Below are 14853 nucleotides of genomic sequence, written 5' to 3' on the forward strand. Positions count from 1 at the left end.
CCATCCCCGCCACTTTCCCCTAGGGCCCCCGCGATCGTTCAGGGGAACGTGAAGCGCGAAGCGGCCGAGGCCGCACGCTGGCCGGCGAGGTTTCGCCCGCCGGCGTATTTTGCGTTTTACCTCCCCGCACGGAGAATTTGCGTATGTTCGACAGCCTGAGCGACCGCCTTGGCGGCGTATTCGATCGGCTCCGCGGCCGCGGCGCGCTGACCGAGGCGGACGTGCGCGCGGCGATGCGCGAGGTTCGCATCGCTCTGCTCGAGGCCGATGTCGCGCTGCCGGTGGTGCGCGAATTCGTGGACAAGGCGACCGAGGCGGCGATCGGCCAGAACGTATTGAAGTCGATCACCCCCGGCCAGCAGGTCGTGAAGATCGTCAACGACGCGCTGGTCGAGATGCTGGGCGGCGGCGCCGCCGATCTCGAGCTGGGCGTGACCCCGCCGGCCGTCATCATGATGGTCGGCCTGCAAGGGTCGGGCAAGACGACCACCACCGCCAAGATCGCGCGCCGCCTGCGCGAGAAGGGCGCGAAGAAGGTGCTGATGGCGTCGCTCGACGTCAACCGCCCGGCCGCGCAGGAGCAGCTGGCGGTGCTGGGCACCCAGGCCGACGTGCAGACCCTGCCGATCGTGGCGGGGCAGCAGCCGGTCGAGATCGCGCGGCGCGCGGTGCAGGCGGCGAAGCTCCAGGGCTTTGACGTGGTGATGCTCGACACGGCGGGCCGCCTGCATGTCGATCAGGCGCTGATGGACGAGATGAAGGCGGTCGCGAGCGTCGCGACCCCGCATGAGGTCCTCCTCGTCGTCGACGCGCTGACCGGGCAGGACGCGGTCAACGTCGCGCGCAGCTTCTCCGAGCAGGTGTCGCTGACCGGCGTGGTGCTGACCCGCATGGACGGCGACGCGCGCGGCGGCGCGGCGCTCTCGATGCGGGCGATCACCGGCAAGCCGATCAAGTTCATCGGCACGGGCGAAAAGCTCGACGGGATCGAGCCGTTCCACCCCGAGCGGGTCGCCGGGCGCATCCTGGGCATGGGCGATGTCGTCAGCCTCGTCGAGCGCGCGGCCGAGACGATCAAGGTCGAGGAAGCGGAGGCGATGGCCGCCCGCATGGCCAAGGGCCAGTTCGACATGAACGATCTGGCCAAGCAGCTCGGCCAGATGCGCCGCATGGGCGGGCTGGGCGCGCTGGCGGGGATGCTGCCGGGCGTGAAGCAGGTGAAGCAGGCGATGGCCTCGGGTGCTGCCAACGACAAGACGCTCGTGCGGCTGGAGGCGATCATCCAGTCGATGACGCCCAAGGAGCGCACCCGGCCCGACCTGCTCAACGCCAAGCGCAAGATCCGCGTCGCCAAGGGCTCCGGCACCACGGTGCAGGAGGTCAACAAGCTCCTGAAGATGCATCAGGACATGGCGACCATGATGAAGAAGATGAAGAAGATGGGCGGCCTGAAGGGCCTCGCCGCGATGTTCGGCGGGGGCGGTGGCGCCGGCGGAATGGGTGGCATGGGCGGCCCGGGCGGCCCGGGCGGCGCCGCGCCACAGCTTCCGCCCGGCGGGCTCGGCGGTCTGCCCGGCCTGCCCGGTGGCGGCCCCGGCGGGCTCCCACCCGGCTTCCAGAATTTTTTGAAGAAACGCTGAATTTAGACCTGATTTTAGAAGGGAAGAACCAATGTCCGTATCCATTCGTCTGTCGCGCGGCGGCTCCAAGAAGCGCCCCTATTACCGCATCGTCGTCGCCAACTCGCGCAGCCCGCGCGACGGCGCCTTCATCGAGAAGATCGGCACCTACAACCCGCTGCTCGCCAAGGATGACGAGAAGCGCGTCGTGCTCGACGCCGAGCGCGCCAAGCACTGGCTGTCGGTGGGCGCGCAGCCGACCGACCGCGTCGCGCGCTTCCTCGACGTCGCCGGCGTGAAGGAGCGTCCGGCCCGCAATAACCCGAAGAAGGCCGAGCCCGGCGACAAGGCCAAGGAGCGCGCCGAGGAGCGTGCGACCAAGGCCGCCGAAGCCGCTGCCGCCGCCAACCCGCCGGCGGCCGAAGAGCCCGCCGCCGAAGAGACCGCCGAGGCGTGATCTCGTGGGGCCTGCCCGTCCTTCGGGATGGGCGGGCCCTTTCAATCGAGGGGTTGGCAAGCCGCCAGCCCCCCCCTGCAACCGTTCGTCCCGAGCGTAGTCGAGGGATGGAGGCTCGAACGCGTGGCTCTCCACGTCCCTCGACTACGCTCGGGACGAACGGGTCTGTTTTCTCCCCCCAACCCATGGTGACGCTTGGCTGATCGCCCCATCGTCCTCGCCGTCGTGGCCGGTGCCCATGGCATCGCGGGCGAGGTGCGCCTGAAGCTCTTCACCGACGACATCGCCGGGCTGAAGGCGCACAAGGCCTTCAACGGCGGCACGCTGACGTTGAAGTCGGTCAAGGCCGGCAGCAACGGCGCGATCGCGCGCTTCGCCGAAATCGCCGACCGCACCGCCGCCGAGGGCCTGCGCGGCACCGAACTCTCCGTCCCGCGCGAGGCGCTGCCGCCGCTGGCGGAGGGGGAATATTATCATGCCGACATCATCGGCTTGCCCTGCTTCGTCGAGGGCGAGCAGGTCGGCCAGGCGGTGCTGATCGAGAATTTCGGCGCGGGCGACGTGCTGGAGATCGAGCGGCCGGGCGGCAAGCGCTTCATGGTGCCGGTCGCGCAGGCGGTGACGATCGAGCCGGATCGGCTGCTGGTGGATAGCGCGTTCGTCGAATAACTCGCGGGCGGCTGCGGGCGCATCCTCATTCTTCGTCACCCCGGACTTGTTCCGGGGTCCACCCGGAAGCAGTCGATGGGCTGCGCTTTGGATCGTTCCGCCTGTGGGCCGGTGGACCCCGGCACAAGGCCGGGGTGACGGGTTGGTTTTCTTCTATCGAACCCTCAATGATCGCTCGCGCTGAAGGCGCCGATGCCGGTTTCCGATCGCACCCGCTGGTCGGGGTAGCCGGCCTTGTCGATCGCGGCGCGGGGGCTCGTGTCGAGCAGCGAGATCAGCCAGATCGCGAGGAAGCCGGCCGGCACCGACACGATCGCCGGGGAGGTGTAGGGGAAGGGCGCGGCCGCGTGGCCGAGGATCGTGACCCAGATGGCGGGCGACAGAATCGTCAGGCCGAAGGCGGTGAGCAGGCCGATCGATCCGCCCCACGCCGCGCCGCGCGTCGTGCAGCCGCCCCAGAGCAGCGACAGCACCAGCACCGGGAAATTGCCCGAGGCGGCCAGCGCGAAGGCGAGGCTGACCATGAAGGCGACGTTCTGCGTTTCGAACAATATGCCGAGCAGCACCGCCAGCGCGCCGAGCGCGAGAGTGGTGAGGCGCGAGACGCGTAGCTCCTCGGCCGAGGTCGCCTGACCCTTGCGGATCAGAGTGGCGTACAGATCGTGGCTGACCGCCGACGCGGCCGAGAGGGTGAGGCCGGCGACCACCGCGAGGATCGTGGCGAAGGCGACCGCCGAGATGAAGCCGAGGAAGGCATTGCCGCCGATCGCATGCGCCAGATGGATCGCGGCCATGTTGCCGCCGCCGCGCAGCGCGCCATCCTCCAGGTAGGAGGGATCGGTCGCGACCAGCACGATCGCGCCGAAGCCGATCACGAAGGTGAGGACGTAGAAATAGCCGATCCAGGTGGTCGCCCACAGCACCGACTTGCGCGCCTGCCGCGCGTCGGGAACGGTGAAGAAGCGCATCAGGATATGCGGCAGCCCGGCGGTGCCGAGCATCAGCGCGAGGCCGAAGGAGATGGCCGAGACGGGATCCTTGATGAAATTGCCCGGCCCCATGATCGATCGGCCCTTGGTCGCGGCCTCGCCGGGGGTGGAGCCGGTCGCGAGCGCCAGATCGGTCTTCACCGCGACGGCGCGGGCGAAGAGGGCCTCCAGCGAGAAGCCGAATTTGGCCAGCACCATCACCGCCATGAAGGTGGCGCCGGCGAGCAGCATCACCGCCTTGATGATCTGCACCCAGGTCGTCGCGCGCATGCCGCCGAACAGGACGTAGAGCATCATCAGCGCGCCGACGATCACGACGGCATAGGCGTAGGGCAGGCCGAACAGCAATTTGATGAGCTGCCCCGCGCCGACCATCTGGGCGATCAGGTAGAAGCTGACCACGAGGAGCGTGCTGACCGCCGCGAAGCTGCGCACCGGCGGCTGGGCGAAGCGGTAGGAGGCGACGTCGGCGAAGGTGAAGCGGCCGAGGTTGCGCAGCCGTTCGGCCATGAGGAACAGCATCAGCGGCCAGCCGACGAGAAAGCCGGTCGAGTAGATCAGGCCGTCATAGCCGTCCGAGAAGATCTGCGCGGAGATGCCGAGGAAGGATGCGGCGGACATGTAATCGCCGGCCATGGCGAGGCCGTTCTGGAAGCCGGTGATGCCGCCGCCCGCCGTGTAGAAATCGGCCGCCGTGCGGGTGCGCGAGGCGGCGACCTTGGTGATCCAGAGGGTGAGCGCCACGAACAAAGCGAACAGGCCGATCGCCGTCCAGTTGACCGGCTGGCGGGTGGCGGGGCCGATGGCGTGGGCGAGGAGCGGGACGGGGGCGATCAGCGCGAGCGCGACGACGAGGCGCCTCATGCCCGCGCGTCCGCCAGGATCGCGGCCAGCTCGGCATCGTAGCGGCCGTTGGCGCGGGCGACGTAGAGGCCGGTGAGCGCGACGGCCAACAGGATCAGCCCGAAGCCGACGGGGATGCCGACCGAGGTGACGCCCGCGCCGATCGGTGCCGCGAGCAGCGCCTTGTCGAAGGCGATGAGCAGGATGTAGCCGAGGAAGGCGGCGACCATCAGCGCGGCCAGCGCCCAGCCCAGCCGCGACCGGCGGCGGACGAGGGCGGCATAGCGCGGATCGGATCGCACCCGCGCGATCGCCTGTTCGTCGCTTCCCATGGCGGCATCCCCTTTGTCGTTTCCGCGATTGAACAGCAGAAGCGGGGTGGGGGCAAGCCGGCCGTCAGTCCGGGGCGTAGGCGCGGAGGAAGGCGTCCACGGCTAGGTCGGCCTGCGATTCCTGCTCGGCCTGGTCGAAGGGCGGGGCGACGTTCCACAGGCGCAGATTCTGGTGGGCCTGGAGCATGCCGATCAGATGGCGGGCGGCGATGATCGGATCGGCCCGGCGCATCCGGCCCTCCGCCATCTCGCGGCCGAGATAGCCGACGAGCAGTTCGATCACGCGGCGGGGGCCATGTTCGTAGAAGATCGGGCCGAGCTGCGGGAAGCGCGCGCCCTCGCTCACGATGATGCGGTGCAGGCAGACCGAATTGGGCATCTGGAGCTTGGTGGCGAAGCGGCGGCCGAAGGCCTGCAAGGTCGCGCGCTGATCGCGGCCGGGCTGGAAGGCGTCCTCCAGCGCGGCGCGGAAGGCGGAGATGGCGTCTTCGAGAACGGCGGTGAACAGATCCTCCTTGGAGGGGAAATGTGCCCAGAGCGTGCCCTTCGATCCGCCGAGCGCGGTGGCGATGTCCGACATCGAGGTCGCGGCATAGCCATGTTCGAGGAACGATTCCTGCGCCACCGCGATAATGGCGGCACGGCGGGCGAGACGATTCTCCTCGCGACGGCTGAGCGGTTTGGAAGCCATGGCGTACTGTAGAGTACGATTTTCTAATTGACAAGTTGGAGACCGCGGCGCAATCGGCCGATCTGTACCGGGGAGTACGGTAATTTGAGTCGTTCGCATCGCCTTTCCGCCCTGCTGGGGCCGCTGCTGATCGCGGGTTGCGCCGCGCCGAATCTGGGGCCGAAGCCCGAGATCGCGACGCCGGGCGCCTATCCGATGGCGCAGAGCCTCGCCGCGACGACGCCCACGGCCGCCTGGCCCGAGGCGGAATGGTGGCGCGCCTATCGCGACCCGCAGCTCGACACGCTGTTGGCCGAGGCGCTCAAGGGTTCGCCGAGCGTGGCGATCGCCGCCGCGCGGGTGCGGCAGGCCGAGGGCCAGCGGCTGAAGGCGGGTGCTGCGGGCCAGCCGCAGGTGACCGGTAACGGATCGGCGGGCCTCAACAAGCAGAGCTATAACAACGGCATCCCGGCGCAGTTCGTGCCGAAGGGGTGGAACGATGTCGGCCGGCTGTCGCTGGATTTCAGCCTCGATCTCGACCTGTGGGGCAAGACCCGCGCCGCCGTCGCCGCCGCGACATCCGAGGCGGAAGCCGCGCGGATCGACGCGGCGCAGGCGGCGCTGCTGCTGACGACCGACGTGGTCGCGGCCTATGCCGATCTCTCGCGGCTGTACGCCGAACAGGATGTGCTGAAGCGCGCGTTCGAGTTGCGCAGCGACAATGCCCGGCTGGTGTCCGATCGAGTGCGTACCGGCCTCGACACGCAGGGCGAGTTGAAGCAGTCGGCCTCGCAGGTTCCCGCCGCGCGGGTCGATCTGGCGGCCAATGAAGAGCAGATCGCGCTGACCCGCAACCGCATCGCCGCGCTGGTCGGCGCCGGGCCGGATCGGGCGCTGACGATCGCGCGGCCGGTGGCGGTGGTCGACGCCGGCGAGGCTTTGCCCGCCGACGTGGGTATCGCGCTGGTCGCGCGCCGGCCGGACATCGCCGCCGCCCGCGCGCGAGTCGATGCCGCCGCCAGCCGCATCAAGGTGGCGCGGGCCGATTTCTATCCCAACATCAGCCTTTCGGGGCTGATCGGGCTGCAATCGCTCTATCTCGACAATCTGCTCAAGGGCGGCTCCGAGATCGGCAATGTCGGGCCGGCGATCAGCCTGCCGATCTTCCGGGGCGGCGCGCTGAAGGGGCAATATACGCAGGCGCGCGGCACCTATGACGAGGCGGTCGCGACCTATGACCGGACCCTGCTGACGGCGGTGCGCGAGGTGGCGGATGCCGTCACCAGCCGGCACCAGCTGGCGGCGCAGGCGGTGGACGCGCGCGCCGCGCTGACCGACGCCGAGGGCGCTTTCCGCGTGGCGCAACTGCGCTACAGGGGCGGGCTTTCCACCTATCTCAACGTGCTCAGCGCCGAACAGAATGTGCTCACCGCGCGGCGGGTGCTGGCCGGTGTCGAGGCGCGGCGGCTGACGATCGACGTGGCGCTGGTGCGCGCGCTCGGCGGCGGCTTCCGCACGGCCGCATGAACTCGACGGATCGACAGGATATCATGGCAGACGACCAGACCCCAGAGGCCACCGAGGCCGAGACCGCAGCCGCTTCGGAAGCGAAGGGCGCCAGGCGCAAGAAATTGCTCATCATCCTCGCCATCGTCGTGGCGGCGGTGGCGGTGATCTACCTGCTGCTCAACTGGCTGGTGTTCTCGCGCCACGTCTCGACCGACAATGCCTATGTCGCGGCCGAGAGCGCGCAGATCACGCCGCTGGTGGGCGGGCAGGTGATCGAGGTGGCGGTGTCCGACACGAGCGTGGTGAAGCGCGGGCAATTGCTGCTGCGGATCGACGATGCGGACGCGAAGATCGCGGTGGCGCAGGCGCAGGCCGATCTGGCCGCCGCCGAGCGCCGCTACGGCCAGACGGCTGCGACGGGCGACGCGCTCGCCGCGCAGGTGAAGGCGCGCGACGCCGATATCGGGCGGATGCAGGCGCAGCTGAAGGTGGCGACCGCCGATCTGGACAGCGCGCAGGTGAATTACGATCGCCGCCGGGCGCTGGTGGGCGAGGGCGCGGTTTCGGGCGACGAGCTGACCTCGGCCACCCGCGCGCTGGAGACGGCGCGCGCCAACGTGGTGCTGGCCCGCGCCGCGATCGCCCAATCGGAGGCGGCGCGTGCCTCGGCGGTGCAGGAGCGCGCCGCCAATACCGCGCTGACCCGTGGCACCACCCAATCGACCGCGCCCGAAGTGCTGACCGCGCGCGCCAGGCTGGATCAGGCGCGGCTCGACCTTTCCCGTACCACGATCCGCGCGCCGATGGATGGCGTGGTGGCGCGCCGCCAGGTGCAGGTCGGCCAGCGGCTCGCCGCCGGCACGGTCGCGATGACGGTGGTTCCGGTCGATCGCCTCTATGTGGACGCCAATTACAAGGAAGGGCAGCTCGGCAAGGTCCGCATCGGCCAGCGCGCCGAGATCACGTCCGACCTCTACGGCGGCGACGTGGTCTATCATGGCACGGTCGTGGGTCTCGCCGGCGGCACGGGCGCGGCTTTCTCGCTGATCCCCGCGCAGAATGCGACGGGCAATTGGATCAAGGTGGTGCAGCGCCTGCCGGTGCGCATCCAGCTCGACCCCAAGGAGCTGCGCGACCATCCGTTGCGCGTGGGCCTGTCGATGGATGTCGAGATCGACGTCGCGAGCGATCGCTGAGGATCGGACGATGGCGAGCGCCGCCGCTTCCGCCTCCGCCGCCGGTGCCCGCGAGCGATCGGGCGGCCTGACCGGCCCCCGGCTGCTGCTCGCCGGCTTCGTGCTGGCGCTGACCAATTTCATGGTCGTGCTGGACACCACCATCGCCAACGTATCGGTGCCGCATATCTCGGGCGGGCTGGGCGTATCGGTGACGCAGGGAACGTGGGTCGTCACCTCCTATGCGGTGGCCGAGGCGATCTGCGTGCCGCTGACCGGCTGGCTGGTGAAACGGTTCGGCACGGTGCGCACCTTCATGTTCGCGCTGGCCGGTTTCACGATGTTTTCGGCCTTGTGCGGTCTGGCGACCTCGCTCGGCATGATCGTGGCGTTCCGCATCGGCCAGGGGCTGTGCGGCGGGCCGCTGATGCCGCTGACGCAGACGCTGTTGTTGCGCATCTTCCCCAAGGAGCAGCATGCGCAGGCGATGGGCGTGTGGGCGATGACGACGGTGACCGCGCCGATCATCGGCCCGATCGCGGGCGGCTGGATCAGCGACAATTGGTCGTGGCCGTGGATCTTCTTCATCAACCTGCCGATCGGCATCGCCTGCCTGTTCGGCGTGTTCACCCTGCTGCGCGGCGCCGAGACGAAGACCGAGACGAGCCGCATCGACCGGGTCGGCCTGATCCTGATGGTGACGTGGATCGCGGCGTTGCAGGTGATGCTCGATCTGGGGCGCGAGCGCGACTGGTTCGGATCGACCTTCATCGTCGGCTGCGCGATCGTGGCGGTGGTGGGCTTCGCGGCCTTCATCATCTGGGAGCTGACCGAGGAGCAGCCGGTGGTGGACCTGAGGGTCTTCCGACATCGGGGTTTCGCGGTGGCGGTGGCGGCGCTGGCGCTCGCCTTCGGCACCTTCTTCGCCTCGGTCGTGGTGATCCCGCAATGGTTGCAGGGATCGCTCAACTACACCGCGACCGAATCCGGGCGGGTGACGGCGTTCACCGGCATCCTCGCGGTGATCCTGTCGCCGATCGTGGCGAAATTCTCGACCAAGGTCGATTCGCGCGCGCTGGTGTGTTTCGGGATGGCGTGGCTGGGCGTGGTATCGGTGACGCGCGCCTTGTGGTGGTCGAGCGGGGCGGATTTCTGGACGCTGGCGATCCCTCAGCTGATGCAGGGGCTGGGCATGCCCTTCTTCTTCATCCCGCTCACCACGATCGCGCTGGCGGCGGTGCGGCCGGAGGAGACGGCCTCGGCGGCGGGCGTGATGTCGTTCCTGCGAACGCTGGCGGCGGCGATCGGCACCTCGATCGCGGCGACCAAGTGGGAGGAGCATGGCCGGATCGAGCGCAACGAGATCGTCAATACGCTCAACCAACCGGATCAGGTGGTCACCACGCTGCAAACGGCCGGGCTCTCGGCGGAGCAGGGGCGGGGGATGATCGAGCGGCTGGTGGATCAGGAGAGCATCGCGCTGGCGACCAACCACATCTTCCTGGTGGCGGCGGTGATCTTCTTCCTGTCCGCCACGCTGATCTGGTTCGCGCCGAGGCCGAAGGGCGCACCCCCGCCGGGCGCGGCGCATTGAGGGACTGATCGTCATTGCGAGCGTAGCGAAGCAATCCAGCGCCGGACTGGATTGCTTCGCTACGCTCGCAATGACGAATGTAGGCTCAGCGATTGCCGCCGATGATGTCGCCGAGGCTGCCGAGGACCGAGCCTTCGCCCCGGTTCTGCCCGCCCTGGCTGCCCGCCGCCGCCAGCATCCGGCCGGCCAGGCGGGAGAAGGGGAGGGACTGGATCCACACCTTGCCCGGCCCCGTCAGTCGCGCGAAAAAGAGCCCCTCGCCGCCGAAGAACACGCTGCGCACGCCGCCCGCGCGGACCAGATCGAAATCGACGCTGGGGGTGAAGGCGGCGACGCAGCCGGTATCGACGTGCAGTTCCTCGCCATCCTCCAGAATGCGCTCGACGACGGTGCCGCCCATCTGGACGAACACCCAGCCGTCGCCCTCCAGCTTCTGCATGATGAAGCCTTCGCCGCCGAACAGCCCGGTCATCACCCTCTGCTGGAAGTGGACGCCGATCGACACGCCCTTGGCGGCGGCGAGGAAGGCGTCCTTCTGGCAGATCAGCCGCCCGCCCAGATCGTCCAGCTTGATCGGCAGGATCGCGCCGGGGGTGGGCGAGGCGAAGGCGACGCGCGCCTTGCCGCGCCCGTTGTGGGTGAAGACGGTGGTGAACAGGCTCTCGCCCGTGACCAGCCGTTTGCCCGCGCCGAGCAACTTATCCATGAAGCCGCCGCCCGCGCCGCCGCTGCCGTCGCCGAACACGGTGGTCATCTCGACCGAGGCGTCCTTCCACACCATCGCGCCGGCTTCGGCGACGGCGCTCTCGCCCGGGTCAAGCTCGATTTCGAGGAACTGGAGTTCCTGGCCCTTGATCTCGAAATCGATGTCGTCGGACACGCCGGTCTTGCGCGCGTGTGCCCAGGGGTTGGTGGACATGGGGGTATTGCCTCCGGTCGGGGGTTTCGGCGGGCAGCATAATGCGGGCGGGCGGGGGCTGGCCAGTGGGGTGCAGCGCCGCTCGTCGAAGGGGGTGGCCGGTTGGTGGCGAGCCGTGTAGATCGCGGCGCCAGACTTTCCGGTGTCGGACGCGGGCGATCCACCCATGTTACCCTCCGGCCTTGAGGCCGTCTTTCTCGAAAACCGCGAGCGCCTGTTGCGCTTCGTCGCCGCGCATGGCGCGGGCGAGGCGGCGGAGGACGTGTTGCAGGAATTGTGGCTGAAGGTGTCGTCGGCCGAGAGCGGGCCGGTCGCCAACCCTCTGTCCTACCTCTATCGCGCGGCCAACAATGTAATGCTCGATCGCTATCGATCGCGCCAAGCGGCGGCGGCGCGCGACCATGCCTGGACCGAGGCGGCGACGACCGCGCCGGGCCGATCCGACGAACCTTCGGGGGAGCGCCGCCTGATCGCGCGCGAACAGCTCGCCGCCGCCAACGCCGCGCTCGACGCGCTGGGCACGCGGGTGGCGACGGCGTTCCGGCGGCACCGCATCGATGGCGTGGCGCAGCGGCAGGTGGCGGCGGAACTGGGGGTGAGCCTGTCGACGGTGGAGGCCGATCTCCGGGTCGCCTATCGGGCGATGATCGATCTCAGGAAGACGTGGGATGGATAGGCCAAGGTTGCGCGCGCGCGTCTCCGTCCTGCTTCGGGGAGCCATGTGATGCCGCAGGACAGGGACAGGATCGAGGATCAGGCGGTGGAGTGGGTGATCCGCCAGCGCGACCCCGCGTTCGCGGACTGGGACGGCTTTGCCGACTGGATGGCGCAGGCGCCGGCCCATGCCGAGGCTTATCATGTCGCCGCGATCGCCGATCAGGATATGGCCGATCTGCTGGCAACCCCCGTACCCAAGCCGCTCGCCCCGCCGGCCCCGCGCCGCGCGGTCGGGCGGCGGGCGTGGATCAGCGGGGCGATCGCCGCGTCGCTGGCCGGGGTGATCGGCTGGCAGGTGATCGAGCGCCAGCCCGCGCTATATTCGATCGAGACGATCCCCGGCACGCGCCGCACCGTCACCTTGCCCGAAGGCACGGTGGTGATGCTCAACGGCGGTACGCGGCTGACGCTCGACGGGAAAGACCCGCGCCATGCGGTGCTGGAGCGCGGCGAGGCGCTGTTCGCGGTGGTGCATGATGAGGCGCGGCCGTTCAGCGTGGCGGTCGGCGGGGCGACGCTGCTGGATGTCGGCACCCGCTTCAACGTGCTGCGCGAGGGCGGGACGACCGAGGTGCAGGTTTCCGAAGGGGCCGTGGTCTATAATCCGAAGGCCGAGGCGGTGCGGCTCGATCCGGGCAAGACGCTGCGCGCCGTGGACGGGCAAGGCGAGGTGACGCTCGGCACGGTCGCGCCCGATCGGGTGGCGGGCTGGACGAGCGGGCGACTGGTGTATGACGGGCAGCCGCTGGCGGCGGTGGCGGCCGATCTGGCGCGCTATGCCGGCCGGCCGGTGAGGGTCGCGCCGGCGCTGGCGGCGCGGCCCTTCCATGGCGCGCTCAACCTGGGGCCGGATGGCGATCTGGCGAAGCTCGGGCCGCTGCTCGATGTCGAGGTGCGGCGCGACGGGGCCGGCTGGGCGCTCGCCCCCGCGAAGTGAGGGCGCGCGGCTTCGCCTGGGCGCTCGCCGTTGTCGCCGGCCCGGTGTGGGCGGCGGAGCGGGTGGCGATCGATCTCCCGGCCGGGCGGCTGGGCGATGCGGTCGCGGCCTTGTCGCGTCAGGCGGGCGTGAGCGTCGCCGGGGACGGGACGCTGTGGAGCCGGCCGGTGCGCGCGGTGAAGGGGTGGATGGCCCCGCGCGAGGCGCTCGACCGGCTGCTGGCGGGCAGCGGGGCGCGGGCGGTGGCGCTGGGCGGGCGGAACTGGCGGATCGTGGCGGCCAGGCCGGTCGTCGTGGCGGTGAAGCGGCTCGCGCCGCCACCTGCCGTAGAGACCGGCGGCGATATCGTCGTCACCGCCAGCAAGCGCGACGTGCGGTTGCGCGATTTCGCGGGCTCGGTCAGCCAGCTCGACGGGCCGGACCTCGCCTTCGGCGGCGAGCAGGGGACGGGATCGATCCTCGCCCGGCTGGCCAGCCTGTCCTCCACCCATCTGGGGGCGGGACGCAATAAGCTCTTTATCCGGGGCATCGCCGATTCCAGCTTCACCGGGCCGACGCAGGCGACGGTAGGGCAATATCTCGGCGACATGCGCCTCACCTACAACGCGCCCGATCCCGACCTGCGGCTGTACGATATCAAGGCGGTCGAGGTGCTGGAGGGGCCGCAGGGCACGCTCTATGGCGCTGGGTCGCTGGGCGGCATCGTGCGGATCGTGCCCAATTCCCCCGACCTGACCGCCACCGGCGGGGCCATGTCGGTCGGCGCCTCGGCGACGCAGCATGGCGATCCGGGTGGCGATCTCGGCGGGATGGTGAATGTGCCGCTGGTCGAGGGTTCGGTCGGCCTGCGCGTCGTCGGCTTCGCGATGCGCGAGGGCGGTTACATCGACGACGTCGTGCGCCGGCGGCGCGACGTGAACCGCACCTCCGTCAGCGGCGGGCGGGCGACCCTGCGGTTCGATCCGGGCGACGGCTGGTCGATCGATCTGGGCGGCGTAATGCAGGACAATGCCGGCCGCGACAGCCAATATGCCGATCGCGACCAGCCGCCGCTGACCCGTGCCAGCCCGACCGATGGCGGCTTCGACGCGGAATATCGGCTCGGGCAGATAGTGATCGGCAAGGCATGGGATGGCCTGCGTTTCCTGTCCTCCACCGGCCTCGTCCGCCAGCGGCTGGAGGAGCGCTATGACGCGACACCGCTGGGCGGCTCCAACCAGCTGTTCGTCCAGCGCAACCGCACCGCCATGTTCGCCAGCGAGAACCGGCTGTGGCGGCCGATGCGCGGTGGCTTCGGCTGGGTGGTGGGGGCGAGCTATACCCGCAACCGCACCCGCCTGATCCGCTATCTCGGGCCGGAGGCGGCGCCGCTGCCGGTGACGGGCGTCACCAACCGCATCGCCGAGACGACGCTCTACGGCGAGGCGAGCGTCGAACCGATCCGGGGCCTGACCGTGACCGGCGGGCTGCGCTATGCCCGCCAGCGCCTGTCGGGCGAGGGTGAGGACGTGCTGCCCGCCTTCCGCGCGCTGCTGATCGAACAGGGCACCGTCGCCAGCCGGCGCGAGACGAGCCTGTTGCCCTTCGCCTCGGTATCGGGCGCGGTGCTGCCGGGGGTGCTGCTCTACGCGCGCTATCAGGAGGGGTTCCGCCCCGGCGGGCTGGCGATCGAGAGCGGCATCGTCCGCCGCTTCCGCAACGATCGGGTGCGGACGATGGAGACGGGGCTGCGGGTCGGCCAGCGCGGGCGCGATCCGGTCGATCTGGCGGTAGCGCTGTCCTATACGCGCTGGGGCGATATCCAGGCCGATTTCATCGACACGTCGGGGCTGCCCTCCACCGACAATATCGGTGATGGGCGCATTTACACGATCAGCGCCGCGCTCGGCTGGCAGCCGGTGCCGCGCCTGCAACTGGATGCGGCGCTGTCGCTCAACGACAGCAAGGTGACCGATCCCTCGCCCACCTTCGCCGCGACGCTGGCCGGCCTGTTCACCCCCGGCCGCCCGATCGGCGCGGGCGTGACGGGCAGCGGCGAGGCGGCGAGCATGATCTCCCGCGCGATGGGGCGCATCCCCAATGTGGCGCGCTTCACGACGCGGATCGGCGCGGATTATCGCCTGCCGGTGGGCGACGATCTGGAATTCCGGGTGAGCGGCTGGGCGCGCTACGTCGGCAAGTCGCGGCTGGGGCTGGGGCCGCTGCTGGGCGAGGCGCAGGGCGATTATCTGGATACCGCACTGACGGCGCGGATCGGCCGGGCCGGGCTGGGGCTGACGATCGGGATCACCAATCTGACCGACGCGATCGGCAACCGCTTCGCGCTGGGCACGCCGTTCGCCGCGAACGACGGGCGGCAGATCACGCCGCTTCGGCCCCGGACGATCCGGGTGGGGCTGGATACGGCGTTTTAGTTCGGGTCG

Annotated in this window: 13 protein-coding genes; 9 read left to right on the forward strand and 4 right to left on the reverse strand. The window is 69.8% G+C overall.

The window, feature by feature from the left end:
- The first annotated feature begins 143 nt into the window (after positions 1 to 143).
- The 3 genes from ffh (at position 144) to rimM (ending at position 2745) form a co-directional block, all read left to right on the forward strand.
- The gene (ffh, locus tag PQ455_RS03615; RefSeq protein ID WP_273689282.1) at positions 144 to 1640 is read left to right on the forward strand and encodes a signal recognition particle protein; all 1497 of its coding nucleotides are present in this window, start codon (positions 144 to 146) and stop codon (positions 1638 to 1640) included.
- 31 nt (positions 1641 to 1671) lie between these two features.
- Complete coding sequence (rpsP, locus tag PQ455_RS03620; RefSeq protein WP_273689283.1) at positions 1672 to 2076, forward strand: 30S ribosomal protein S16; 405 nt, start codon at positions 1672 to 1674, stop codon at positions 2074 to 2076.
- A 195-nt stretch (positions 2077 to 2271) separates the two neighbouring features.
- Positions 2272 to 2745 (forward strand): ribosome maturation factor RimM, encoded by a 474-nt coding sequence (rimM, locus tag PQ455_RS03625; RefSeq protein ID WP_273689284.1) that lies wholly within the window; start codon positions 2272 to 2274, stop codon positions 2743 to 2745.
- A 164-nt stretch (positions 2746 to 2909) separates the two neighbouring features.
- Here the strand turns inward: rimM and PQ455_RS03630 are convergent, their stop codons facing one another.
- The 3 genes from PQ455_RS03630 to PQ455_RS03640 form a co-directional block, all read right to left on the reverse strand.
- Positions 2910 to 4598 carry a cation acetate symporter gene (locus tag PQ455_RS03630; protein WP_273689285.1) on the reverse strand — a complete coding sequence of 563 codons (1689 nt, stop codon included), beginning with the start codon at positions 4596 to 4598 and terminating at the stop codon, positions 2910 to 2912.
- Positions 4595 to 4909, reverse strand: coding sequence for a DUF485 domain-containing protein (locus PQ455_RS03635; RefSeq protein ID WP_273689287.1), 315 nt, complete (start codon positions 4907 to 4909; stop codon positions 4595 to 4597). Before PQ455_RS03635 ends, PQ455_RS03630 begins: the two co-directional genes overlap by 4 nt.
- 64 nt (positions 4910 to 4973) lie before the next feature.
- Entirely contained in the window at positions 4974 to 5600 is a 627-nt protein-coding gene (locus PQ455_RS03640) for a TetR/AcrR family transcriptional regulator (protein WP_273689289.1), read from the reverse strand.
- Positions 5601 to 5684: 84 nt separating this feature from the next.
- Here PQ455_RS03640 and PQ455_RS03645 point away from each other — a divergent pair, with 84 nt between their 5' ends.
- From PQ455_RS03645 to PQ455_RS03655, 3 genes are read left to right on the forward strand one after another with little or no spacing between them, the layout of a single operon-like run.
- The gene (locus PQ455_RS03645) at positions 5685 to 7106 is read left to right on the forward strand and encodes an efflux transporter outer membrane subunit (RefSeq protein WP_273689291.1); all 1422 of its coding nucleotides are present in this window, start codon (positions 5685 to 5687) and stop codon (positions 7104 to 7106) included.
- A gap of 23 nt (positions 7107 to 7129) precedes the next feature.
- A complete protein-coding gene (locus PQ455_RS03650; protein WP_273689293.1) occupies positions 7130 to 8284 on the forward strand; it encodes an HlyD family secretion protein in 1155 nt (384 codons plus the stop codon).
- A gap of 10 nt (positions 8285 to 8294) precedes the next feature.
- Positions 8295 to 9857: a DHA2 family efflux MFS transporter permease subunit gene (locus PQ455_RS03655; protein ID WP_273689295.1), complete on the forward strand. Its 1563-nt coding sequence runs from the start codon at positions 8295 to 8297 to the stop codon at positions 9855 to 9857.
- An 85-nt stretch (positions 9858 to 9942) separates the two neighbouring features.
- Here PQ455_RS03655 and PQ455_RS03660 read toward each other — a convergent pair whose 3' ends face one another.
- On the reverse strand, positions 9943 to 10776 hold the full coding sequence (locus tag PQ455_RS03660; RefSeq protein WP_273689298.1) for a TIGR00266 family protein: 834 nt from the start codon (positions 10774 to 10776) through the stop codon (positions 9943 to 9945).
- Positions 10777 to 10942: 166 nt separating this feature from the next.
- Between PQ455_RS03660 and PQ455_RS03665 the strand changes: the two genes are divergently transcribed.
- From PQ455_RS03665 to PQ455_RS03675, 3 genes are read left to right on the forward strand one after another with little or no spacing between them, the layout of a single operon-like run.
- Entirely contained in the window at positions 10943 to 11452 is a 510-nt protein-coding gene (locus PQ455_RS03665; protein WP_273689300.1) for a sigma-70 family RNA polymerase sigma factor, read from the forward strand.
- 48 nt (positions 11453 to 11500) lie between these two features.
- Positions 11501 to 12430, forward strand: a complete 930-nt coding sequence (locus tag PQ455_RS03670; RefSeq protein WP_273689303.1) for a FecR family protein — start codon at positions 11501 to 11503, stop codon at positions 12428 to 12430.
- Complete coding sequence (locus PQ455_RS03675) at positions 12427 to 14844, forward strand: TonB-dependent receptor (RefSeq protein WP_273689306.1); 2418 nt, start codon at positions 12427 to 12429, stop codon at positions 14842 to 14844. The genes PQ455_RS03670 and PQ455_RS03675 overlap by 4 nt, the downstream gene beginning before the upstream one ends.
- Positions 14845 to 14853: the final 9 nt, after the last annotated feature.

It is taken from the genome of Sphingomonas naphthae, assembly GCF_028607085.1.
Classification (GTDB): Bacteria; Pseudomonadota; Alphaproteobacteria; order Sphingomonadales; family Sphingomonadaceae; genus Sphingomonas_Q; species Sphingomonas_Q naphthae.